The following is a 22,200-nucleotide window of genomic DNA, read 5'->3' on the forward strand; positions in this document are numbered from 1 at the left end:
ACTATGTGGGGTATTAATACCATCAGAACGCTGGCAGACAAGGAACTGGCAAGTAAAGCTTCAGGATATCAGCAAGCTAAAGTCCCTCCACCATTGTGTAAAAGTATTACACCTGTGAGTTTTGGAATAAGCAGATTTCAAGCCAAGATAAAACTACACGATCATCAAAATCTTTCTGTCCACAAGCCTTTGCAACCTAGCTCTTCTAGTTATTACGTGCATCAGCTTGCCAACCCATCAAGAATGGAAGAATTGAACTTTATTGTAAGTTCTTTAAACAAATCGACTACACAAGCTGTGCGCGGAAGCGTTATCCATTCGTATTCCTCAGATAAGCTTCCTTATTCAAACAAAGAAGAGCAGGATTATCTTGAGAATCAATCTAAGCTTTTCAAGGAAAAGCTTCCTGAGCTGGTTAAAGACTATCCTAACAAATATGTTCTTTTTGAAAATGGCTTAGTTCTTCTTAGTCACGATGATGAAGCTACTCTAATGAAAACTGCTTATGGGACAATGGGTTTAAGACCTTTATTTGTAAGAAAAGTTCTTAAAGAAGAACCCAAATTTACCATTTGGACACCGTTAATCTGTTAAAGTTTGGTAGAGTTCACAGTTCTTGTATGTACTCAGTAGTTCGTTAAACAAATTCACAGTGAAAACTAGCACTTATTCATACAGTAGAGTGAACTCCAAGATCCCATCAGTCCCTTATGTAGCTCTTGAACTGAAAAGTATTGAAAACCCTGAGTTCAAGGTTCTGATTGATAATGCTCTATTGGATACAGGCTCGTGCATAACACTCATACCTCTAGGCTTATTAGAGGAAGTTGAAGCTAGACCAACTGGGAGTAATGAAGTAATCAATGGGATAAGTGGTGAATTAATTGTAAGAAATTATTGGACTACCGTTGTTTTCAACGGGTGCGAGATATCACTAACAGCAAGAGCTTGGAATGGAGAAGTCACAATTATTGGTAGAGACTTAATCAATAGATATCGTATTGATTTTAATGGACCCAACGAGAAACTTACTATTCATACAGGCGGAGACCAGAGCAGAAGTTGGTTGGGTAGATTTTTGAGCACCTTATTCACATTATTCAGTTACTTGACTATTTAGGTCGCTTTGCCTCCTATCAGTCCTAAAATAGCTCCAAATCCCATTTTCCAAGTAGTAGAACACGTTTCGAAGAGCTGTTTTTGATACTCGGACAATTCACGATTAGAAGAAAATATAGCGATTGCGGTCACAATGAGTAACGAAACTATTGTTAGGGCTAAGGCTGATAGAAAAGCCAGCTTGAATATAGGTCCAATAGACACAGAGTTACGAACTTTGACAATTTCGTTCTGAGGTGGCAGAAGCTCTTCTTCTGGGTTTTGACTGTCTTGGCTATTCTGCTTGCCCACTTTTTTAGCTACGTAAACATTAATTTTGTTTGACGAATTAGAGCGAACAAGTAATGTTGTGTCGAAGGGTTTTTTGAAAGTTTCTCTTAGAATTTTTAAGCAATCGCTAAAAAAAGAACTCATAAGCACCTCTTGTGTTTCCTTGCCAATAACAGCATATTATCACTGGTATCAGCTCTCTTGTGACTTAAATAGGATTGGCAAGTTGAACCGCTCATACTAATTTTATATAAAACTGCATAAAATACGAGGAGCTGAAACCCTAGTCAGTTAAGGAGATTATTCTGTGCAGCCTTACAGAAAATTGGTATTAGCGTGCTCTCATCGGGATTAGAAAGTATCGTAAGCTATCTCGTAGCCTTCCTATGTGATCGAAGCTTTCTAGCTCAGCAAGCCTCATGTTGAAATAAAATTCATGATAAGAATTGCTTCTTTCTGGCTGTAAACAACAATTTGAGGGCTTTTTTGTTGTTTCAATATCTTATATTGGGCACTCTAGACGCTGAAAGCACTGCACCATAGAGTACGACAAACATGCTTGCCAAAGTTTGGAGCGCCGCCCTAGTTGGAATTGATGCTATCAAAGTAGGGGTAGAGGTCGATATTGCAGGTGGGTTGCCCGGAATTGTGGTAGTAGGTTTACCCGACACAGCAGTTCAAGAAAGCCGAGAGCGGGTGAAGGCAGCGCTGAAAAATGCGAGCTATGCCTTTCCGATGCGTAAGATTGTCATTAACCTAACTCCTGCCGATCTGAGAAAGGAAGGCCCTAGCTTTGATCTGCCTATCAGCGTCGGGATTTTAGCGGCTTCTGAACAAGTGAACCCGCAGCTCTTGGAAGATTACCTGTTCTTAGGGGAAGTCTCTTTAGATGGCGGACTACGACCTGTTGCAGGAGTGGTGGCGATCGCAGCCACAGCCTATCAGCTTGGCATCAAAGGGCTGATTGTGCCGATTGACAACGCTCGCGAAGCTGCCGTAGTCGAAGGATTGGAAGTTTATGGGTTTCAGCACCTTTCAGAAGTGGCAGATTTTCTCAATCATCCCAGCCACCATCAGCCGACACGAATCAATGGTGCGGAAGAACTGGCGCGATCGCGCTTCCAAGGGCTTGATCTCAAGGATGTTAAAGGTCAAGCTCAAGCTCGGCGTGCATTAGAAATAGCCGCTGCTGGAGGACACAACCTGATTTTTGTTGGGCCGCCTGGAAGTGGTAAAACAATGCTGGCAAGGCGGTTGCCGGGAATTTTGCCGCCGCTAACCTTCGAGGAAGCGCTGGAGGTGACACAAATTCACTCTGTCGCTGGACTGCTGAAAGATAAGGGATCTCTGGTGAGCGATCGCCCTTTTCGCAGCCCTCATCATTCAGCTTCCGGCCCGTCGTTGGTGGGGGGCGGCAGTTTTCCGCGACCGGGAGAAATTTCGCTGGCACATCGGGGTGTTCTATTTCTTGATGAGTTGACAGAATTTAAGCGGGACGTGCTGGAGTTTCTGCGTCAGCCGTTAGAGGACGGACATGTCACCATTTCTCGCACAAGGCAATCGGTCTCCTTCCCAGCAAAATTCACTCTGGTTGCCAGCACCAATCCCTGTCCCTGCGGCTATTTTGGCGATACAGTTCAGCCTTGCACCTGTTCGCCCCGGCATCGAGAGCAGTATTGGGCAAAACTCTCAGGCCCGTTGATGGACAGAATTGATTTGCAGGTAGCGGTAAATCGGCTGAAGCCTGAAGAGATTACGCAACAAAGCCTAGGCGAGGAATCAGAAAATATTCGACTACGGGTGCAGCAGGCAAGAGTGAGGGCGGGCGATCGCTTCCAGAACGAAACGCTGCATTGCAACGCCGAGATGCAGGGACGGCATCTGCGCCAGTGGTGTAGGTTAGAGGATGCAACCCGCATTTTGCTAGAAAACGCAATTCGCAGAATGGGGCTGTCAGCAAGAGCCACCGATCGCATTCTCAAAGTGTCACGAACGATCGCTGATTTAGAGGGCAGCGAAAACTTACAGACGGCTCATGTCGCAGAAGCCATTCAGTATCGGACGATCGATCGAATGCAGTAAGGCTAATTGCTGTGAGAGCGTGAATCTGAGATTTAACTCAGTATGGCACTACGTGATTGAGTTAGGACAGGTTATTTTTTGAGAGCCGCGCGGAGCGCGGCTCTCAAAAAATAACCCATTGGATCTAAGCGCGCAGCGCCATACCCTGTTCGGAAAAAACGACTTATGCTATTCCAGTAAACCGAACTTATACATCCTGAGACTTCACTACACTAAAGGCACATCGGTGAACGATGTGTAAACGCTATAAGTCGAGTTCAAAGGTGATTGTTATGGCTCTTATTCGTTGGCAACCGTTTCAAGAAATGGAATACCTGCAACGCGATATGAACCGTTTGTTCGATCGCTTGACCACAACAGATGGGGAAAGCAGTCGGTCTGCTTTTACTCCTCCAGCAGAACTTCAGGAAACGTCTGATTCAATTCACCTGAGTCTTGAGATACCTGGGATAGCCGCAAAAGACCTGGATATTCAAGTCGCTGCTGATGCGGTTTCTATCAGCGGTGAACGCAGAGAATCAGCCAAGACTGAAGACAGAGGAATGATGCGCACAGAATTTCGCTATGGCTCCTTCCAGCGTGTTATCCCTTTACCCGCTAGAGTTCAAAACACCAACACAAAAGCAGACTACAAAGACGGCATCCTGAAACTCACGCTTCCGAAAGCTGAAGAGGAAAAGAACAAGATCTTTAAAGTAGACTTGGGCTAGTTGCCGCTAATTGCCCAAGATGGCTAGTGGATTGCTATGTTAGCAACTGCTAGCCATCTCTCGTTTCTAGCTTTCTCATTTGTAGCTTTCATGTAATTGCTAACGTTATGCTGGGATGCTACTGGACTATGCGATAGAGCTGACTTAACAGCAGACCGCTACCCGTGAGCTTCATGAGTTCTAGCACCCAATATTCAAAGTGCATCTGGTTCATTTGAGCAGGAAATTCAGAAGTGACCTCAAACAAATTAAGCTGCAAGCCCAAAGCGCTCATCTCTGGAGCCAGCCCATAGGTATAGACCATAACAATGCCCAGCAGACCGATCGCCAAAGGCACAGCCCAATGTTCAATCGCCTGATGGCTACTACGAAGGGCTAGAACTCCCGTGAGGGCGATCGCTGCACAGAGCAATTCAATTCGGTTAAAAACCCCGAACATGGAGTAGCCAGCCGTTGCAAAACCTGGCTCAGCTACCATGCCGGTCATATACATTGTGGGCATGAGGACAAGATCCAGGAGGAGGCTACCGCTGAACCAGAAAGCCAGAGCGCAGAGGGCGATCGTCTTCCAGTTAAGGCGTTGAGAGGTCGTCAGTGCAGACATGATGAAGTGCGGAATGATGATGTACGTCCAGCCTAACGAATGTGTTTCGGTTAGAGGATAAACTATCGTTGCAGAAGAAGATATTTAGTAAAGCCGATCGCTGAGGCTCAAAGCCGTAAAAGCTGTCTGAATATGGCTTGTAAGCAATTTTTGATTCGTGAGTCCTTATATTACTAACTTTAGCGATTTGTAAACATCGCTCGGACTCTTCCAGGATGCAGCTGATAGAAAGCCAATCTGGCGATCGAGAGTAGGGCAAGAAGGGTACAGCTTTAAATTATGATTGAAGGTATAGATACAAAAAACCTTGCTACTTTTGAAGTCATAACTATGGATATTTTGTCTTTGGGTTGGGTAGGACTTTTAGCCGTGTTTACATTCTCGATCTCCATGGTGATCTGGGGTCGTAACGGCTTTTAGTTCATAGGCTTCAGTATTTCACGGCAGGAAACAGTATGTCAGAGATCCTAGGCATGAGCGCCGACACGATATTTCTTACGGTTCTGGCAACTTTAGCGCTGGGGCTTTTGGTGGTCGTCACGGGTGGTGTTGCCTATCTGACCACGCTGGAGTGGCGCGATCGCCGTCGTCAAGATCAGGAAAAGCGAGATCAGCGACCCAAGCGCAGATAGACATAATTCTAAGTCTGGTTTTCTGAAGGGAGCGTTCCCTCCAGAAAACCAGACTTATGAATTAGCAGTGCCTTTAAATTGACGACTCAGCGATATCGGTAGCAATTCGGTCGCCATTCAAGTTTCAGCTATTTATGCTGTAAATAATTTCTCTGTTCTGGGCAGGACAACCAATGAAATTATTTACAGCTTTGATTGCACTAGCGTCATCCTCTACAGCGCTGGTTTTAGCCAATAGTGCATGGGCAGATGTGCCTTCGCGTGCATCCGTGGGGCGGTCTGTCGCGCCTGAAGTTCAATCAGCGCCTTCTTCCAGAGCTTCACAATTGGGTACGTCAATAGTTCCATCACAGAATGCTAAGGGCGATCGCTCTCAGCAACTCAGTCAGCAAGCAGCAACGATTAATCAAAACCGTCCTGTTAGATCAGGACAGCGTAGAGATCCCATTCAGCAGGTGCTTGGCTTGCCTGAAACGGTGAGAATTCGTCCAACTCGCTCTGGTTTAGGAGTTACAACACAGTTTTAAAACCTGCTTTAGACTCTGCCTTAGACTCTGCAAGGGCGATCGCGTCACGCACCCATCTTAAGTCGGCTGAATCGACCGAAATGCTGGTAATTCCCCAACGAATGAGCGATTCGATGATTTTAGGATATTGACTAACCGCCTGACCGCAAATTGAGCAGGGAATTCCTAGCTGATGAGCTGTTTGAATGAGGTGCTGAAACGCCCGCATCACCGACGGATGATTGGGGTTGAAGGCGGTTTGCATCCGTGGGTGATCGCGATCGACTCCCAGCAACAGCTGTGTTAGATCATTACTGCCAATGGCGATACCCTGCACTCCTGCCCTCACATAGTCTGGCATCAGCAGCAATACCGAAGGCACTTCTGCCATAATCCAAAGCTGAAAATCTGGATTTTGAGTCAGTCCAGCCTGCTCAACCCGTTGACGACAAAAACAAAACTCTTCTACAGTCCGCACAAAGGGTAAAATCAGACGGAGATTGTTGTAACCGTTTTGCTGAACTTGTCGCAATGCCGCCAGTTCTTGATCAAATAGTCTTGGATTAATCTGATAGCTAAAAGTGCCCCTTATTCCCAGTACCGGATTTGTTTCCGGGATTTCTGATAGGCTAGGAAACTCATGCGATCGCAAGTCCAGCGATCGATAAAATACTGGGCGAGGCGAGAACGCTGCCACAAATGGCGTGACCAAGGCAGCAATGCGATTGCTCACGCCCTGCCCCTGATCTTGTAACGCCTCCATCAAAAGCAGTTCAGACCGCAGCAATCCTACGCCATCGGTCAGGGCACAGGAAGCTTCAGCAATTGAGCCTGACTGGCTGAGTGTCACCCAAAGCTGTGTCGCGATTTTGGATCGAGTGGGACGAGGGAGCGATAGGAATTCTGGCTTAGATTCAGATTTAGATTTAGCTTGATAGTCTAAAAACTCTTGCTCCCCAACAACCCGACGCACTTCTCCTCGATCGCCATTCACCCAAAGCCGATCGCCTGTCTTGATCTGTTGAGTTGCATGATGCACCCCCACAACCGCAGGAATTTTCAGCTCCCGCGCCAAGATAGCCGCGTGGCTGGTCATACCGCCCTGCTCTGTAACAATACCCACAACCTGACTTAATCCTGCAATCTGATCAGGGGTAATCATGGAGGTAACCAAAATGGCTTGGTTAGGAATTGGGGCAATGACCTGACCGGGCTGGCAAACCCAGGCTACGGCAGCGATCGTCCCACGAGAAGCAGGAAGTCCGGTTAGCAAGGATGAGTGAGGCGGCACAGTTACTAAATGAGCAGATGCTGCGGTCTTCTGACCTTCCTCGTCTAGATCAATCGTTAGCTGCGGAATTGCCTGAGTAATGTAAGGTTCTGGCGGCTGTTTGGGCAGTTTGCAGAGCGTCCATTCTAGGCTGGCAGCAGATGCCAGATTGACGGTAGCTTGCCCAGCGAGCTGCTTCAGGCTTTGAAGCTGGTCTTCTGTAAGGGCATACTGAGCAGAAGATCCACTATCCTCAGTAGTCAGTCGGATATAGTGAGCGGCAGACAAATTCTCCAACAGATTCTCCGACAGAGAGATTGTGTAAGCATATGATTTACTGCCTAAAGACTGCGTTTGAGATCCAGTCTGCCGATGAATGCGATAGCGATCGGGGATGACTTCGCCGTTTATCAATCCCTGTCCCAGCCCCCAAGTGGCTCGAATATCTAGATAGTCAGGGGAAATCTGCATATCTCCTGAAGCGATCGCCGCTCCAATGGGCTGGATTAGCACAGCTAAGTTAATGTGCTGAAGCTGAATTCCTAGACGCTGCCAGTAGAGCAAGCTTCTGGCGCGAAACAACTCTGCCCAGGTTTGCTTCAGGCTATAGGCGATTGCATCCTGACTCCAGCCGCACAGATGTGACTCCAGCAATCCGGCAGTGCGATGGGTAACGGTGGCATCTAGGGTTTGCAGCGTAAATGAGGGGCGAAAAATCAGGGCTGAACTTTCTGCTAGTAAATTTCTCCCGGATCGATTCTCCTCTAGTCTCCAGTCTTGGACAGCCGATGCGATCGCCACCAGCCACTCTTCAGGCACCTCACTAGACAAAATAGCTTGCCGAATCTGCCGAGTCACAAGCTGGAGCTGCTGAGGCTGTTCCACATTCACATGTAGCGAAGAGTGAGGTAAGTCGGTCAGCATTGGAGACTGCCAAGCAATCTTTTCCAGAAACGCCTGAAGCATTTTAGCCGAAACCACGATGCCTGGAAGCACAGGGCAACCCTGCTGTTTGAGCAATCCTAAGTAAAACGCTTTATCTCCCACTAATCTGCGCTCGGGAGACTGAATTTGCTCTAGCCGATACAAATACTCCACAGGCACATGCGGCATTAGAGGGCTTTACTCAGGCGATTTAGCAAGTGTTTTAACCTAAGGTAACGCCAATTGGAATTGAGGCGATCGCTGTCTTTTATGACTCCTACCTTCTCATTCTGCATTCTCTCGTCCGTACTGTGGACTTTGAGGACGCAATGCCGAGAAAAATTGGTGTTACTGATTTCAGGTATGAGTTTTTTGAAAGGGTCGCTCTGCCACCTTTTCAAAAAACTCATACCCAAATTAAGCAATGTCAAAAATCTCCGTGGTGAGAATCTAAACAACAGCAGCTACAGCATCCAGTACTGGCACTAATTTAACGCCAAACTGCGTTTCAAAAGCGAGCTTCTTCAGATCCAAACTCCAGAGTTCTAGAGCGCAGTCATTGTCCGGTCGATCGGTTTGCAGATGCAGATGCAGTTCTTGAGCGACCTGATTATAGTCGCAGCGAACGTGCTGGACTGCGCCAATTTGGCGGCGATCGAGCGCCACAGCCAGCCGTAGGATCGGGTTAAGCTGATCCACCACGCGGCGATGTTTCTTGCTGGTGATGTTGCGATAGCTATCGTGCTTTTTCTTGGGGGTGCTCTTACGGTGATAGCGGGCTAGGTTGGCGATCGTTTCGATCTCTACTTCCGTATAGCCCAGCAAATCGCCATAGCGAATTAGATAGTAGGAGTGCTTGTGATGAGCGCTATGGCTGACGAAGTGACCACAGTTGTGCAAAATTGCCGCTGCCCACAGCAGCTCTCGTTCAGCAGTTCCCCACGGATGCAAAATCTTTGAGGTTTGGTCAAACAAGCTCAGGGCAAAGTTTGCCACGCGTTCGCTGTGCGCCAGATTCACCTGATACTTATGAGCAATTTTAATCACGCTGCGCTGCCGCACAGAGCCTTGAAACCGCAAGCGATCCTCAATTAAGCCGTGGGTGAGCATCCAGTCCACAATTACGCCTTCCCGGAGGGCGCGTTCGCAGATAGTAATGTTTTCCAGACCCAGCAGCGCCATTGCCTCTTGCAAAATCATCGCCCCAGCCATGATGATCTCAGAGCGGCGATCGGACATACCCGGAATTACCGCACGTTCGGCATTGTTGAGCTTCCGCAGACGACTAACAATTTCACGTAAATCCGGCAAACTAAACTGATAGCCATTGAGAGGAGCCGGAACCACTCCCAGCTTCTCACGGGCATGGATCGTGGCGAGGGTAGCGATCGTCCCAGAAGTTCCAATCATGTGGATTTCTTCACCGGGCTGGATCTGCGCCCGCAACTCGCCGACCGATCGCTCCAGCATTCCCCGCACGTAGGCTTGTAGATAGTTAAACTCGCTATTGCTGATCGGGTCAGTGTTGACCATTTCTGAGGTCAGCCGAACTGCCCCAATCTTGGTGCTGCTGAGCGTTCGCGGCTCATGCCCATCGCCCAAAACCAGCTCTGTAGAGCCGCCGCCAATATCAATAATCACATGGGGCTGATTGCCAAACTCTACGCCCGACAGCACACCCAGATAGATCCGACGGGCTTCTTCCTGACCCGAAATTAGATCTACAATTAGCTCCGTTTCTCGCTCAATCTCACGCAAGAAATCTTTGCCGTTGGGGGCTTCCCGCACAGCGCTAGTCGCAACCGCCACAATTTCCTCAGCATTCAGGCTTTTGGCAATTTCTTTGCAGCGCTTCAGCGCCTCAATGGCTCGATCGATCGCTTCTCGCGTCAGGCACCCCGTGGTCTTGTCCCGATCGCCCAGCCGCACCGTCGCTTTTTCGCGGGCAACAATGGTGAAAGCAGGAATACTGGGTTGAATTCTTGCTACCGCCATGTGGATCGAGTTTGTGCCCACATCAATGGCGGCTAGAATGCGATCGCCTCGCCTGTCTGAAGAAGGCTCACTCCCTACAGAAGGTAATACAGGAACAGGTAGAGATTCTTGGCTCTCACAGATCAGATCGATCATCCAGGTGTTGGGGGTAGTTAGGCTGGTCAGAGCAAAAGCTAGAGAGCCAGTATGAGTTCAGACTGTCTATAAACTTTCCTGTAAAATCTTACCGTGATGTCTCGCCTGCTTACAGGCTGCTCACTGAAGATCAAGAATCATCCCATCAAAGATTCATGCTACTTCAAAGATTCAATGTAGGTTGTCCACTCAGACCTTTCAGGACTCAAAAAGTTCCGGACTGCCTCAGCTATCTGAGTGATTCCTGCCTTGGTCATTCTTAGTCTTGATTGTTGTTGATCTTGATTGCTATTGAGCCTGACGATCCTCTAAGCGTTGTCTAACCCAGCTTGCCACGCCGCTCAAGATGGCGCCCCCCATTAAAATGCCGATCGCGGGTGTGAATACAGGTTCCCAGAGCTTATACCAGAGATCGAGTCCTAGCGAAATGCCAAACGAGTGACCCATAACAGCGATCGCCAGCCAAAAAAAGCTAAACAAAACTAGGAATAAATTCGCCATTAAAGCGAGGTTCAACCACTCTAAAAATTTATCTTTCATTATCCAAAATCGTATAGTTGCTAATGCTATCTAGACTATCAAAAAATATGGCTGTACCATCAATCAGGAACAGCCACAAAATCTTATTAAAACTTGAAAAAAACTGCTGAACTAGCTTGCTACCAGCTCTTCAAGGCTTTCTATATTATCTGGATCTATATAGTGGCAAGATACATCATCAACGCAAATCAGTGCCCAACCAGACTGATCAACGCCCATGAATTTGTATTCTCCTTGATCAATGAAAAAGCCCTTATGGTTACGAGTATCTGGTTTGACATCAACGATATGACCTTGCATAGACTCCAGCTCCTTCAATATTAAAATGGTTGATAAAAAAATTAGCCATCAGCATAGCTAATCTCTGACTTCACCAAATCTTATCATTCGATTTCTGATCCTTCTGTTAAAAATACTTGCGAAATAGTGAGATAGGATACATAAAAAAACACGATCGCAATTCTCTGACTTTAAAACCTGTGCCTCAGCAGTATCAACCGCTGAGGCACTAAGCAAACATTAACTTACTAAGAGAGAATTACTTTTAGAGATGAAGTTTTAAGTTATTTCCCCTCAAAGAGCCACGATTTTACGCGGTTTAGACTTTTCCAGTCTGGCTTTCTGCTTAATCCATCTTCAAAATTTTGCTTCAGCTCATCGTTTAACTCAGGTGACACCATGATGATCTGGCCCGCTAACTCAATGTGCTGCCGCACGCCTTTCTGGTCAGTTTCTAGCATGGCGATCGCCAAATTTACTCGCGCCTGAGGGTCTTGAGGGTTCAGCTTTACCGCTTTCTGAGCCGCTTTAACTGCCTGAAGGGGTTTGTCACTTAGTAAGTAGAGCCATGCTAAGCAAGTCCATGCCGAACTGGTTTTGGGAGCGCGATCGCACACTTCTTTAAACAGCGGCAGCAAAATTTCAACAGACTCACCTGCCTGATAGCGCTCCAAACCCTGATCAAACAGATCCTCAACAGAAACCTCTTCAGTCATAGCCATCGATTAAAAAACGTCACGGTCTATCAGAGTACCGCAAATACAGCACTCAGCCCCATCTTTTAGCTCAGTCATTCCCAAAGTTGGGAACAAATCTTAATCCAAAATACCGAGTTTAGTTAGGAAGAATCGGTCTTTACGAAAAAGACTTGCCACAGCCGCAGGTTTGATTAGCGTTGGGATTGGTGAACTGAAACCCACCGCCAATCAGGGCATCGCTGTAGTCCAGCATTAGCCCATACAGATACAACATGCTCTTAGGATCGCAAATCACCTTAAAGCCTTCGTAGTCGTACACTTCGTCAGTTGCTTGGATATTGCTAGGGTCTTCAAAGTCCATCATGTAAGACATGCCGGAACAGCCTCCCTGACGAACGCCCACCCGTAGGCATAAATCTTTGCCCTGTTTATCCCGTAGCGCTAGGACATGGCGTAGAGCGTTATCAGACATCAAGATTCCGCGCTGTTGCGGCTGAGTTGTCTGTTGAGTTGCCTGGGTCATTTGTGTTTAAAGCTCCCACTATTTCGCTGATCTCTACTCTGATAGTAGCGGATTCATCTTCAGGTTTTGCCCTCAAGCCGTCAGGATTGCATTAGCATCAGTAGAATTACTCCGTTCAGAATCACCGCATTTCGCGCGTCAACTTTATCTATGACTGCTCTCAGTGGCACTACCCGTCGGCGGCTCAAGAAATTGCGTCAGGTTCCTAGCATTTGGGAGGGCGACTGCCGAGCCTTGGCATCTGGTTTAGGTGGCTTAGGCTCTGGAATGGCATCTGGCTTAATGTCTGGAATGGCTGCCAGTATAGAATCTCAGTTCAGCGATCGCGGGAACTGCATCATCTGGATGGATGGCACCGAGGGGCTAGTCCGTGCTATGGATATGGCACCTTCAGATGTGGGGCAAGAGGCGATCGTTCGTACGCTGCTTCAGGCCATGGAATTTCCTCACGGCTCTGCCATGCCTGCTCGACCTCAGAGAATTATTGTCTGCGATCGAGAGCTGCAATTTTTTCTGCGTGGGGTCTTGCAGGATCTCGATATCGTAGTCGAGTACGCGCCTGAACTACCGCTGATTGATGAATTTTTTGACGGATTGCAAGGGATGTTGCAAACTCGTCCGCCAGAGCTGCCAGACGAATACATTCAGCCGATGGCAGAAATCACCCGCCAGATTTGGCGCGACGCCCCGTGGGAAACTCTCGACGAAGAGAAAATTATCTCGATTGAGCTGAACTATAGCGATGTCGGCACTCTCTATGTCTCGATTTTGGGGATGCTGGGCGTAGAATATGGGCTGCTGATGTATCGATCGCTAGACTCCTTAAAAAAGTTTCGGCAGCAGGTTTTGTTGGCGGGAGAGGAAGCAGAAGATCTAGAATCTGCTTTTCTAGAGCAAGACTGCCTATTTGTTACCTTTGACCAAAACGAAGAGGATTGGGAGGAAGACGATCGCCCTAGCGAATTTGCCAATTTCTTTGCCGAAACAGGCGTGTATCCCGCCTTTGGCAATTTGCATCCGCTAGAGGGAATGCGCCCTGTGCTTTATGAGGAGGAAGCCCGTGTGGCGTTGGTGGCGCTGGATGCACTGCATCGTTTCTGTCGGCAGCACCTCTCTAAACTTGCCGAAGATTTTCCGTCAATTCAAAGTCGCTATCGCATTCCCGATCCCAAGGAGCCGACTCAAAAAATTTCTGTCAAGGTTTGCACCTTACCTGCGATCGCCGAAGAGCTGTTTGAGATGTCCGCTGCGTCTGACACAGCGGACGGGTGGGAAGTAGATGCATCGCCTATTCTACGTAGCGATCTGATTCCCGAAGACTCGTTTTACAGTCTAGGGGCAATGCCTTGGGACACGTTAGACGTTCTACGAACTAACGTTAAGTTTCATCAAAGTTTAGAGGTGACGTTCTCCAAAGGCGGCGATGGCTTTCCAGTGATTTTGATTCAAACCTCTCGTCCCAAAGCCATAGCGTTAATTGATGCCCTCAAAGCCTCTGGCGGCTTAAAAGCAATTTGCTTTAATCCTGGCGAAGATCCGATTTCGGGCGATCGCTACGATCTTGGCATTCTGCAAACTGAGAATGGCGAAATGCATCTGTTTGGAGAATTTTTAGAGGCAGATCCAGTTCACATTCAAGCTCGCAAAAAGTGGGATCAACGCTGCAAAAAGGTTAAGGGATATTGCGGATTAGTCATTGCCAAAGGCTTCACAGGCGCATCTAAAGGAAATCCTGAGTTTGCCGATATGCTGGCGCTATTTGAGGCGCGATCGGTTTCATCTGAAGATTTGGGCTTAGGTTCGCTGCAACTCATGCCTTACTTTGAGTAATAAAAAGTAACAGCGAATAACAAATTTAAAGAGAGACTATTTCTCTCTGGATATGCTCCTCACTCCCCAGAAGCAGATTCAAAAAATTGTTCACGAAGAACTGTTACAGTTCAGAGCAAAGTCGCGATCGGGGGTCAGGCACGATGGTAGGATTCCTGAAAAATGTTCAGAGAAACATCCATGGCAGAAACTCTTACTGGACAAACGCCTTTGTTTGGCGGTAGCACTGGCGGACTCCTCAGCAAGGCCGAAGAAGAAGAAAAGTACGCGATCACCTGGACCAGTTCTAAGGAACAGGTGTTTGAAATGCCCACAGGTGGTGCGGCCATTATGCGGCAAGGTGAAAACTTGCTGTATTTAGCACGCAAAGAGCAGTGTTTGGCTCTTGGCGGTCAACTCCGCACCAAATTTAAGCCCAGAATCGAGGATTTCAAGATTTACCGGGTTTATCCCAGTGGTGAAATTCAGTACCTGCATCCAGCAGACGGCGTTTTCCCTGAAAAGGTGAATGCCGGACGCGAGAAGGTGAATGCAGTCGCCCGTAATATTGGCAGCAACCCTCAACCAGCTGCGGTCAAGTTTACTGGCAAAAAGACCTACGATTCCTAAAATCTGATTCCTAAAATCTGAACAGTGTTTAGACGCTGATTTCTTTAATATGCGGTTTGTTAAGGGTGGAGCTTTTCCATCCTTTTTTTGTGGTTTTGGGCGATCGCCGCAAAGTCGCCGCAAAGTCGCCACAAAAAAGCGCTGAGAAATTTCCCCAGCGCTTCACTTTAGTTATTGCCCTCAGACTAGGATTTTGTCCCATCGCGGCTAGCAGTCTGAATGTAAAGAATGAGTAGAAAGACAGAAGGAACCAGAACAAACAAAATAGTTGCAACAAACCCTAGATCATTAACTTGCATTAGAATCAGCCTCGCATAACTGAATTACCGAAATGAATTCAAAACACTCCCAAGATTAAGAATACCTCTCAACTTGGACAAAACGAGTAACCCAGCCTACTTGCCTGGCTTCGTCACCACGCTCACGGCTCCCTGCACCAGTGCCTGACAGGCTAGCCGATAATTGTCAGGCTTCTTGCGGAGCTTACGATCCTCAACCTCAGTTCTCGGAGAGAGATTTTCCATACCCTCAACAATTTCGACGACGCAGGTGCCACATTGACCGTAGCCGCCACAGGTCATCATCTTGCCCATGAAGGTGTACAGGTCGATACCATTCTCCAGAGCCTTGAAACGAAGGTTGGCTCCCTCTGCTGCAAACGCCACTTTATCTTCTTTAACAAACGTAATACAGGACATTGGCTTAGTTGGGGACGCGGCAGATAGCTCAACTGTGGGATCGGCTGGTTCAATTGGCTGACTCAATTCGGGTTCTGAGCCTTGCTGAAATTCTTCTTTGGAGCCTGTTTGCATAGTGCTTGCAATCGCCTCTCACACTGGTTACACTTCTTTATACACTTTCATTTTTACAAGCTTACAGCCAAACTGCACAAGGTTCGGATTTCTATCTGCTTCAAGTCACCGTGATGACGACAAAACAGATGAATGACAGGCGATCGCATCGGATGTAATGCTCCTTAATCTGGTAGTCTAACCAGTATTAGGCACCTTAATAAAAGGCTGAAGGAATCGTTGAAATTTATTCATTTAGGAGGAGCGTAGTCAATGGGACTACCCTGGTACCGCGTACACACAGTCGTCCTGAATGATCCAGGTCGGCTAATCTCTGTACATTTGATGCATACTGCTCTTGTGTCAGGTTGGGCTGGCTCAATGGCACTCTACGAGCTAGCTATTTTTGATCCTAGCGATCCGGTTCTAAATCCTATGTGGCGACAGGGTATGTTCGTCATGCCCTTCATGGCGCGCCTTGGCGTGACTGACTCCTGGGCTGGCTGGAGCGTCACTGGCGAAACAGGAGTCAATCCTGGCTTCTGGTCGTTTGAAGGCGTGGCTGCCGCCCAGATTGTTCTGTCAGGTCTGCTGTTTTTGGCAGCTTGCTGGCATTGGGTCTATTGGGATTTAGAGCTGTTCAGAGATCCTCGCACAGGCGAACCTGCTCTGGATTTGCCCAAAATGTTTGGGATTCACCTGTTTCTATCGGGTTTGCTCTGCTTTGGATTTGGCGCATTCCATCTCACGGGCGTATTCGGCCCCGGTATGTGGGTGTCTGATCCCTATGGGTTAACGGGTCACGTCGAGCCAGTTGCCCCTGCCTGGGGACCTGAAGGATTTGATCCCTTTAATCCGGGCGGTATTGTTGCCCATCATATTGCTGCCGGAATCGTTGGCATTATTGCGGGTCTATTCCATCTCACGGTTCGTCCGCCTGAGCGCCTCTACCGGGCTTTGCGGATGGGTAACATTGAAACGGTTCTGTCTAGCAGTATCGCTGCGGTATTTTTTGCCGCCTTTGTGGTCGCTGGCACCATGTGGTATGGCTGCGCGGAAACCCCTGTTGAACTGTTCGGTCCCACCCGATATCAGTGGGATAGCGGCTACTATCAGAAAGAAATCACCCGCCGCGTTCAGGCGAGTGTGGCAGATGGAGCTAGTCTTTCCGAAGCTTGGTCTGCTATTCCTGAGAAGCTGGCGTTCTACGACTACATTGGCAACAACCCAGCAAAGGGCGGCTTGTTTAGAACAGGTCCAATGGTGCAGGGTGATGGCATTGCTCAGGACTGGGATGGCCATGTCGTGTTCAAAGATTCTGATGGGCGCGAACTAACAGTTCGTCGAATGCCAAACTTCTTTGAAACATTCCCGGTTGTCTTGGTGGACAGCGACGGAATCATCCGAGCTGACATTCCTTTCCGCCGTGCAGAATCTAAGTACAGCTTTGAGCAAGCCGGGGTGACAGCCAGTTTGTATGGCGGTAAGTTAGATGGTCAAGTCTTTACCGATCCGGCTTTAGTCAAGCGCTTTGCGCGTAAGGCTCAGTTGGGTGAACCCTTTGAGTTCGATCGCGAAACACTAGGTTCAGACGGGGTATTCCGCACGAGTCCTCGGGGCTGGTTTACCTTCGGACATGCTTGCTTTGCGCTGCTGTTCTTCTTCGGGCATATCTGGCATGGCTCCCGGACGCTGTTCAGAGACGTGTTTGCGGGTATTGACCCTGACCTTTCTGAAGAGCAAGTGGAATGGGGCTACTTCCAGAAGTTGGGCGATAAGACAACCCGACGTAAGGAAGCAATCTAAGTTATCTTAGGGAGTAAGAGAGATCTAGCGCGGCTGAGAAGCTGGTCTGCTAGATCTGTTCTTAAAGCTTGTTGAGCTTCTGCTGAATCTAGGTCGGTTACGAAGATTTAAGAAATGTTCATACTCGTCTTCGAGGATTTCTGATTATGGAAGCTGTTGCCTACATTTTGGTACTGACATTGGGAATTGGTGTTTTGTTTTTTGCGATCGCCTTCCGTGAACCCCCCCGCATTACCAAAGACTAATTTTTTGAGCTTCGCTCTCTGAGCGAAGCAAGAGCTAAGTGAATCAAGTGCTAAGTGAATGAAGTGCGCGGTACTAAAAGGTGCTGCGCACTTCGCTTTTGCCTCATTGCACCTAGGGAGCGATCGCCCTTTAACCACAGTTCGCAATTTTTAACGGCAATCCGCAATTGCAGTATGATGGTTATGAGGATCGCGCCTTAAAAGGCAGTGATTCTCTTTGAGCATGTTTAAATCCCCGGAGGGTGTTGCTGTATGCGCTGTCCAGTCTGCCAATGTCCAGATAACCGGGTTTTGGAGTCGCGTTCAGCCGAGTCTGGTCATAGCGTACGGCGGCGGCGAGAGTGCTTGCAATGTACCCACCGCTTCACGACCTACGAGCGGATTGAATTTGTGCCGATCGTTGTCGTAAAACGCAGCGGCGATCGAGAATCGTTCGATCGCTCAAAAGTCTTGCGGGGAATGGTAAGGGCCTGCGAAAAAACCGGAATTTCTCCCCTGCAGCTAGAAAATATTGTGGATGAAATTGAGGTTGAGCTTCAGCAACGGGCGGTTCGGGAAGTCTCCAGCAGCGAGATTGGCGAATTGGTTCTGAGCCATCTGCGCATATTGAATGAAGTTGCCTACATTCGCTTTGCTTCAGTCTATAAGCAGTTTCGAGGCATCCGTGATTTTGTGGAAACTTTAAATCACCTGAAGGAGTCTACCCAACTAGCAGATTCTGCTCCCGATAGCCAGATGGCTGTGGTTCCAATGGGAATGGTCAGGTAGAGGCAGATGTTTAAGAGATGCTTAGAGAGCAAGTCTCGCGCCAGCTAGCAAGGTTGCCAATCAAGCTTTCAGGTAAAACTTTATCAACCCCTCGTTTCTTAAGACTAAAGGAGTCTTCTCTTAAGGAAGGATTTGATCGCGACCAAAATTAAGTTATCATGGTTCTTCTAAGGTCTGAAAAATTGAGTAAGGCTTAAATTTTCTCGGGCAGCATTGATGCAATTAGTCGTGCAAGGCTGTGTGCTATTAAGTTCGCAGGGGTTACGCGCCGAAATTGACAACTACTACTACGGAGATCGCCACTAGGAAACACATCGCATGGTCAATCAGGAATTAACAGATATTGGTTTTACCCACGAAGATTTTGCTGCTCTCCTAGACAAATATGACTATCATTTTAGTCCTGGAGACATTGTAGCCGGGACGGTGTTTAGCATTGAGCCAAGGGGCGCTCTGATTGATATTGGTGCCAAAACGGCTGCATACATCCCTATCCAGGAGATGTCTATCAACCGAATAGACACACCTGAAGAAGTTCTGCAATCTAACGAAACTCGCGAGTTCTTCATCTTGACCGATGAGAATGAAGACGGTCAGCTCACGCTGTCCATTCGCCGCATCGAGTATATGCGCGCTTGGGAACGAGTGCGGCAGCTGCAAGCTGAAGATGCTACTGTGCGCTCTGCTGTATTCGCTACAAACCGTGGCGGTGCGCTTGTGCGGATTGAAGGATTAAGAGGCTTTATTCCTGGCTCTCATATCAGCACTCGCAAGCCCAAGGAAGATTTGGTTGGAGAAGATCTGCCGCTGAAATTCCTGGAGGTTGATGAAGATCGTAACCGTCTGGTTCTGAGCCATCGTCGTGCGCTGGTTGAGCGCAAGATGAACCGATTGGAAGTCGGCGAGGTTGTGATTGGTACAGTACGCGGTCTTAAGCCCTATGGTGCTTTTATCGATATAGGCGGCGTTAGCGGTCTGCTGCACATCTCTGAAATTTCTCATGACCACATTGATACGCCTCACAGCGTTTTCAATGTCAACGATGAAGTCAAAGTGATGATTATTGACCTAGATGCCGAGCGCGGACGGATTTCACTCTCGACCAAGCAGCTAGAGCCTGAACCTGGCGATATGGTGAAGAATCCACAGGTTGTCTACGACAAAGCTGAGGAAATGGCTGCAAAGTATCGCGAACGGATGTTGCAGCAGTCACAGCCCAAAGCTGCGGTAGAGGAAGAGGTTCTGGATGAGGAACTGGATATTCCTAGCGCTATGGAAGAGGCGGAAGAGCCAGTCGATGTGGATATGTCAATTGATGAAGATGCATTGGTTGATGTGGATGCACTCGTTGAGGTAGATGAGTCAGTCGATGGAGTTGACTCGGTTGATGAGGTCGAACTGGAGTCAGAGCATAAACTGGAGGCGTAATGCGCGATGATTGCGTTAATCATCGCGTCTACCTGTAGATTAAAGCAGAGGGAGAAGGGAATCCTCCTCCTTTTTGCAGTTCTATAGATAGCTGGGGTTTGCTGCAAAGAGAACTCAGGAAAAACTCAGAATTTTGGCAACTATTCGCTGTAAAGGTACCCAATTTAATAACGTCCGAGCCATTCTGTTTGACAAGGATGGAACTTTGGCGAACTCTGAAGCCTTTTTGCGCAATTTAGCTCAACGGCGATCGCGCCTCATTGATGCTCAAATTCCTGGCGTTCAGGAGCCTTTGCTGATGGCGTTTGGGATAGAGGGCGATCGCATCGATCCAGCTGGATTGACGGCAGTGGGTACCCGCCAAGAGAATGAGGTTGCTGCCGCCGCCTATGTCGCCGAAACTGGACGTGGCTGGGTAGAATCTCTGAGTATTGTCCGCTCAGCCTTTAGCGAGGCGGACAAGCACTCGCTTTGTAAGGCGGAGCAGACTCCGCCAACCGAAGGCGCTGCACAGCTCTTGGAAACCCTAATGGTAAAAGGCTTGAAGATAGCTGTTTTATCTGCTGATAGCACGCATCAAGTTGAGGCTTTTACCAAGGCTTATCAATTCGCACCCCATATTCAAATTCAGCTTGGCGTTGACGGGTATAGAAGTAAGTCCGATCCTGTTCTGCTTCAGAGAATTCTATCTTTTTTAGAAGTGACGCCAGAGGAGGTTGTAGTTGTGGGCGATGCTGCAACGGATGTTGAGGTGGCTCGTAATTTAGGGGCGATCGGCTTTATTGGATTTACCGGAGGCTGGTCTACAGCCGTTAGCTTGAGCCAAGCTGACGTGCAAATCGAGAAATTTGCTCAGATTGAAGTCCTAACCTAGAAAAATCCTTTACTCACTCCATATACAATTTGGTACAACCCACATCCTTGGTTTACCTTAAACAAATTAGAAGTGTGATATTCTCCAGAACTAGCCGCCCTTTCATTATGGACTTCTTGGGCGTATTTCACATTGACTGGAAGCAGCAGATTTGATATGCAGGGATGCATTCTCCAAGAAGTTCTATCTATCTCAGCCGTCTAGAATAAAGCGAGGTTATCTCCTTGGCTCGTCGTTATCTTTTTACATCCGAATCCGTTACAGAAGGTCATCCAGACAAGATCTGTGACCAGATTTCAGATACCATTCTCGATACTTTACTATCCCTCGACCCCAGCAGTCGCGTGGCAGCTGAGGTCGTTGTCAATACAGGTCTGGTGCTTGTGACTGGAGAAATTACCTCCTCGGCACAGGTTAACTTTGTTAATCTGGTGCGAAAAAAAATTGCGGAAATCGGCTATACCGACTCCGAAAACGGCTTTTCAGCCAATAGCTGCTCTGTTTTGCTGGCAATTGATGAGCAGTCTGCGGACATTGCTCAAGGTGTTAACAAAGCTCACGAGACCCGTGAACAAAAAAGTGAAGAGGAGCTAGATGCGATCGGCGCAGGCGACCAGGGCTTGATGTTTGGCTTTGCCTGCAACGAGACGCCTGAACTGATGCCCTTGCCTATCAGCTTGGCACATCGAGTGTCTCGTAAGCTGGCAGCTGTCCGCAAAACGGGTCAGTTATCTTACTTACGACCCGATGGCAAAACTCAGGTAACCGTCATTTATGAAGATGGCAAGCCTGTAGGCATTGATACAATTTTGGTATCTACTCAGCATACGGAAGCTATTGGAAGCATCACTGATACGGCTGCCGTGCAAAGCAAAATCAGAGAAGATTTATGGACAGCCGTAGCGCTGCCTGTTTTTGAAGATATTGCCATCAAGCCAGATAGTCAAACGCGCTTTCTGGTCAACCCCACAGGCAAGTTTGTCATTGGAGGGCCTCAAGGTGACTCAGGGCTAACGGGTCGCAAAATTATTGTAGATACCTACGGCGGCTATTCACGCCACGGCGGCGGCGCTTTTTCGGGCAAAGATCCTACAAAGGTGGATCGGAGTGCTGCCTATGCCTGTCGCTATGCAGCCAAGAACATTGTGGCAGCAGGGTTGGCAGATAAATGCGAGGTGCAGCTTAGCTATGCGATCGGCGTAGCTCGTCCCGTCAGCATCATGGTGGATACCTTTGGCACCGGAAAAATTGACGACGATCGCCTTCTGGATCTGGTGAAAAAGCACTTTGAGCTGCGTCCAGCAGGTATCATTCAAACCTTTGGTTTAACCACCCTCCCGGCGGAACGGGGCGGGCGGTTCTACCAAGATGTGGCGGCATACGGTCACTTTGGGCGCACCGACCTAGACCTTCCCTGGGAACAAACTGATAAGGCAGATTTGCTCAAGCAGGCCGCAAGCCATATGCTTTCTGGCGCTAGGCATCTAGCTCTCTAAATTACTAGCTCTGTGGATAAAAAGCAGGGTCGCGTCGCGACCCTGCTTTTTAAAGCATTCCTAAAA

General features: G+C 48.1%; 24 protein-coding genes. 14 read left to right on the top strand and 10 right to left on the bottom strand.

Features of this window, described 5'->3' with window-relative positions; translation table 11 throughout:
* Positions 1-3: 3 nt before the first annotated feature.
* Positions 4-594 carry a hypothetical protein gene (locus tag AC5JMP_RS25235; RefSeq protein WP_495854260.1) on the top strand — a complete coding sequence of 197 codons (591 nt, stop codon included), beginning with the start codon at positions 4-6 and terminating at the stop codon, positions 592-594.
* A gap of 522 nt (positions 595-1,116) precedes the next feature.
* Here AC5JMP_RS25235 and AC5JMP_RS25240 read toward each other — a convergent pair.
* The gene (locus AC5JMP_RS25240; RefSeq protein ID WP_495854261.1) at positions 1,117-1,533 is read right to left on the bottom strand and encodes a hypothetical protein; all 417 of its coding nucleotides are present in this window, start codon (positions 1,531-1,533) and stop codon (positions 1,117-1,119) included.
* Between the two features lie 411 nt (positions 1,534-1,944).
* Between AC5JMP_RS25240 and AC5JMP_RS25245 the strand changes: the two genes are divergently transcribed.
* Together AC5JMP_RS25245 and AC5JMP_RS25250 are read left to right on the top strand one after the other, a co-directional pair.
* Complete coding sequence (locus AC5JMP_RS25245) at positions 1,945-3,471, top strand: YifB family Mg chelatase-like AAA ATPase (protein WP_495854262.1); 1,527 nt, start codon at positions 1,945-1,947, stop codon at positions 3,469-3,471.
* Between the two features lie 272 nt (positions 3,472-3,743).
* Positions 3,744-4,181, top strand: a complete 438-nt coding sequence (locus AC5JMP_RS25250) for an Hsp20/alpha crystallin family protein (protein ID WP_495854263.1) — start codon at positions 3,744-3,746, stop codon at positions 4,179-4,181.
* 118 nt (positions 4,182-4,299) lie between these two features.
* On the opposite strand, the gene AC5JMP_RS25255 is transcribed toward AC5JMP_RS25250, so the two are convergent.
* Positions 4,300-4,785: a hypothetical protein gene (locus AC5JMP_RS25255; protein ID WP_495854264.1), complete on the bottom strand. Its 486-nt coding sequence runs from the start codon at positions 4,783-4,785 to the stop codon at positions 4,300-4,302.
* 330 nt (positions 4,786-5,115) lie between these two features.
* Here AC5JMP_RS25255 and petN point away from each other — a divergent pair, with 330 nt between their 5' ends.
* The 3 genes from petN to AC5JMP_RS25270 all read left to right on the top strand — a co-directional run bounded on the left by petN (position 5,116) and on the right by AC5JMP_RS25270 (position 5,944).
* Positions 5,116-5,205, top strand: a complete 90-nt coding sequence (gene petN / locus AC5JMP_RS25260; RefSeq protein ID WP_495854265.1) for a cytochrome b6-f complex subunit PetN — start codon at positions 5,116-5,118, stop codon at positions 5,203-5,205.
* A 35-nt stretch (positions 5,206-5,240) separates the two neighbouring features.
* The gene (locus AC5JMP_RS25265; protein WP_495854266.1) at positions 5,241-5,417 is read left to right on the top strand and encodes a hypothetical protein; all 177 of its coding nucleotides are present in this window, start codon (positions 5,241-5,243) and stop codon (positions 5,415-5,417) included.
* Positions 5,418-5,590: 173 nt separating this feature from the next.
* The gene (locus AC5JMP_RS25270) at positions 5,591-5,944 is read left to right on the top strand and encodes a hypothetical protein (protein WP_495854267.1); all 354 of its coding nucleotides are present in this window, start codon (positions 5,591-5,593) and stop codon (positions 5,942-5,944) included.
* Here AC5JMP_RS25270 and AC5JMP_RS25275 read toward each other — a convergent pair.
* The 6 genes from AC5JMP_RS25275 to AC5JMP_RS25300 form a co-directional block, all read right to left on the bottom strand.
* Entirely contained in the window at positions 5,928-8,306 is a 2,379-nt protein-coding gene (locus AC5JMP_RS25275) for a putative PEP-binding protein (protein WP_495854268.1), read from the bottom strand. The two genes, AC5JMP_RS25270 and AC5JMP_RS25275, sit on opposite strands and share 17 nt — an antisense overlap.
* Before the next feature lie 261 nt (positions 8,307-8,567).
* Positions 8,568-10,247: a Ppx/GppA phosphatase family protein gene (locus AC5JMP_RS25280; protein WP_495854269.1), complete on the bottom strand. Its 1,680-nt coding sequence runs from the start codon at positions 10,245-10,247 to the stop codon at positions 8,568-8,570.
* Positions 10,248-10,535: 288 nt separating this feature from the next.
* Positions 10,536-10,787 (bottom strand): DUF8620 family protein, encoded by a 252-nt coding sequence (locus AC5JMP_RS25285; RefSeq protein WP_495854270.1) that lies wholly within the window; start codon positions 10,785-10,787, stop codon positions 10,536-10,538.
* A gap of 111 nt (positions 10,788-10,898) precedes the next feature.
* Positions 10,899-11,087, bottom strand: coding sequence for a hypothetical protein (locus AC5JMP_RS25290; protein WP_495854271.1), 189 nt, complete (start codon positions 11,085-11,087; stop codon positions 10,899-10,901).
* Positions 11,088-11,350: 263 nt separating this feature from the next.
* Positions 11,351-11,782, bottom strand: coding sequence for a tetratricopeptide repeat protein (locus AC5JMP_RS25295; RefSeq protein WP_495854296.1), 432 nt, complete (start codon positions 11,780-11,782; stop codon positions 11,351-11,353).
* Positions 11,783-11,921: 139 nt separating this feature from the next.
* Positions 11,922-12,287: a HesB/IscA family protein gene (locus tag AC5JMP_RS25300; RefSeq protein ID WP_495854272.1), complete on the bottom strand. Its 366-nt coding sequence runs from the start codon at positions 12,285-12,287 to the stop codon at positions 11,922-11,924.
* Between the two features lie 150 nt (positions 12,288-12,437).
* On the opposite strand from AC5JMP_RS25300, the gene AC5JMP_RS25305 reads away from it, so the two are divergent.
* Together AC5JMP_RS25305 and AC5JMP_RS25310 are read left to right on the top strand one after the other, a co-directional pair.
* Complete coding sequence (locus tag AC5JMP_RS25305) at positions 12,438-14,117, top strand: DUF6930 domain-containing protein (protein ID WP_495854273.1); 1,680 nt, start codon at positions 12,438-12,440, stop codon at positions 14,115-14,117.
* A 180-nt stretch (positions 14,118-14,297) separates the two neighbouring features.
* A complete protein-coding gene (locus AC5JMP_RS25310) occupies positions 14,298-14,726 on the top strand; it encodes a photosystem I reaction center subunit II PsaD (RefSeq protein WP_495854274.1) in 429 nt (142 codons plus the stop codon).
* 185 nt (positions 14,727-14,911) lie between these two features.
* On the opposite strand, the gene psbM is transcribed toward AC5JMP_RS25310, so the two are convergent.
* Both psbM and AC5JMP_RS25320 read right to left on the bottom strand, forming a co-directional pair.
* On the bottom strand, positions 14,912-15,025 hold the full coding sequence (psbM, locus tag AC5JMP_RS25315) for a photosystem II reaction center protein PsbM (RefSeq protein ID WP_495854275.1): 114 nt from the start codon (positions 15,023-15,025) through the stop codon (positions 14,912-14,914).
* Between the two features lie 96 nt (positions 15,026-15,121).
* The gene (locus AC5JMP_RS25320) at positions 15,122-15,424 is read right to left on the bottom strand and encodes a 2Fe-2S iron-sulfur cluster-binding protein (protein WP_495854297.1); all 303 of its coding nucleotides are present in this window, start codon (positions 15,422-15,424) and stop codon (positions 15,122-15,124) included.
* Between the two features lie 366 nt (positions 15,425-15,790).
* Between AC5JMP_RS25320 and psbB the strand changes: the two genes are divergently transcribed.
* From psbB to metK, 6 genes are all read left to right on the top strand, one after another.
* A complete protein-coding gene (psbB, locus tag AC5JMP_RS25325) occupies positions 15,791-17,323 on the top strand; it encodes a photosystem II chlorophyll-binding protein CP47 (protein ID WP_495854276.1) in 1,533 nt (510 codons plus the stop codon).
* Between the two features lie 146 nt (positions 17,324-17,469).
* Positions 17,470-17,568, top strand: coding sequence for a photosystem II reaction center protein T (locus tag AC5JMP_RS25330; RefSeq protein ID WP_495854277.1), 99 nt, complete (start codon positions 17,470-17,472; stop codon positions 17,566-17,568).
* A gap of 252 nt (positions 17,569-17,820) precedes the next feature.
* Entirely contained in the window at positions 17,821-18,336 is a 516-nt protein-coding gene (nrdR, locus tag AC5JMP_RS25335; protein WP_495854278.1) for a transcriptional regulator NrdR, read from the top strand.
* Positions 18,337-18,654: 318 nt separating this feature from the next.
* On the top strand, positions 18,655-19,764 hold the full coding sequence (locus tag AC5JMP_RS25340; RefSeq protein ID WP_495854279.1) for a 30S ribosomal protein S1: 1,110 nt from the start codon (positions 18,655-18,657) through the stop codon (positions 19,762-19,764).
* A 133-nt stretch (positions 19,765-19,897) separates the two neighbouring features.
* Positions 19,898-20,638: an HAD family hydrolase gene (locus AC5JMP_RS25345; protein WP_495854280.1), complete on the top strand. Its 741-nt coding sequence runs from the start codon at positions 19,898-19,900 to the stop codon at positions 20,636-20,638.
* 224 nt (positions 20,639-20,862) lie between these two features.
* Positions 20,863-22,134 (top strand): methionine adenosyltransferase, encoded by a 1,272-nt coding sequence (gene metK / locus AC5JMP_RS25350; protein ID WP_495854281.1) that lies wholly within the window; start codon positions 20,863-20,865, stop codon positions 22,132-22,134.
* Positions 22,135-22,200: the final 66 nt, after the last annotated feature.

This window comes from Drouetiella sp. (assembly GCF_059504425.1).

Bases quoted from the DNA above. Each gene is read 5' to 3' on its own strand.
- AC5JMP_RS25235 (WP_495854260.1), top strand. From the start codon at position 4: ATGTGGGGTATTAATACCATCAGAACGCTGGCAGACAAGGAACTGGCA.
- AC5JMP_RS25240 (WP_495854261.1), bottom strand. From the start codon at position 1,533: ATGAGTTCTTTTTTTAGCGATTGCTTAAAAATTCTAAGAGAAACTTTC.
- AC5JMP_RS25245 (WP_495854262.1), top strand. From the start codon at position 1,945: ATGCTTGCCAAAGTTTGGAGCGCCGCCCTAGTTGGAATTGATGCTATC.
- AC5JMP_RS25250 (WP_495854263.1), top strand. From the start codon at position 3,744: ATGGCTCTTATTCGTTGGCAACCGTTTCAAGAAATGGAATACCTGCAA.
- AC5JMP_RS25255 (WP_495854264.1), bottom strand. From the start codon at position 4,785: ATGTCTGCACTGACGACCTCTCAACGCCTTAACTGGAAGACGATCGCC.
- petN (WP_495854265.1), top strand. From the start codon at position 5,116: ATGGATATTTTGTCTTTGGGTTGGGTAGGACTTTTAGCCGTGTTTACA.
- AC5JMP_RS25265 (WP_495854266.1), top strand. From the start codon at position 5,241: ATGTCAGAGATCCTAGGCATGAGCGCCGACACGATATTTCTTACGGTT.
- AC5JMP_RS25270 (WP_495854267.1), top strand. From the start codon at position 5,591: ATGAAATTATTTACAGCTTTGATTGCACTAGCGTCATCCTCTACAGCG.
- AC5JMP_RS25275 (WP_495854268.1), bottom strand. From the start codon at position 8,306: ATGCCGCATGTGCCTGTGGAGTATTTGTATCGGCTAGAGCAAATTCAG.
- AC5JMP_RS25280 (WP_495854269.1), bottom strand. From the start codon at position 10,247: ATGATCGATCTGATCTGTGAGAGCCAAGAATCTCTACCTGTTCCTGTA.
- AC5JMP_RS25285 (WP_495854270.1), bottom strand. From the start codon at position 10,787: ATGAAAGATAAATTTTTAGAGTGGTTGAACCTCGCTTTAATGGCGAAT.
- AC5JMP_RS25290 (WP_495854271.1), bottom strand. From the start codon at position 11,087: ATGCAAGGTCATATCGTTGATGTCAAACCAGATACTCGTAACCATAAG.
- AC5JMP_RS25295 (WP_495854296.1), bottom strand. From the start codon at position 11,782: ATGACTGAAGAGGTTTCTGTTGAGGATCTGTTTGATCAGGGTTTGGAG.
- AC5JMP_RS25300 (WP_495854272.1), bottom strand. From the start codon at position 12,287: ATGACCCAGGCAACTCAACAGACAACTCAGCCGCAACAGCGCGGAATC.
- AC5JMP_RS25305 (WP_495854273.1), top strand. From the start codon at position 12,438: ATGACTGCTCTCAGTGGCACTACCCGTCGGCGGCTCAAGAAATTGCGT.
- AC5JMP_RS25310 (WP_495854274.1), top strand. From the start codon at position 14,298: ATGGCAGAAACTCTTACTGGACAAACGCCTTTGTTTGGCGGTAGCACT.
- psbM (WP_495854275.1), bottom strand. From the start codon at position 15,025: ATGCAAGTTAATGATCTAGGGTTTGTTGCAACTATTTTGTTTGTTCTG.
- AC5JMP_RS25320 (WP_495854297.1), bottom strand. From the start codon at position 15,424: ATGTCCTGTATTACGTTTGTTAAAGAAGATAAAGTGGCGTTTGCAGCA.
- psbB (WP_495854276.1), top strand. From the start codon at position 15,791: ATGGGACTACCCTGGTACCGCGTACACACAGTCGTCCTGAATGATCCA.
- AC5JMP_RS25330 (WP_495854277.1), top strand. From the start codon at position 17,470: ATGGAAGCTGTTGCCTACATTTTGGTACTGACATTGGGAATTGGTGTT.
- nrdR (WP_495854278.1), top strand. From the start codon at position 17,821: ATGCGCTGTCCAGTCTGCCAATGTCCAGATAACCGGGTTTTGGAGTCG.
- AC5JMP_RS25340 (WP_495854279.1), top strand. From the start codon at position 18,655: ATGGTCAATCAGGAATTAACAGATATTGGTTTTACCCACGAAGATTTT.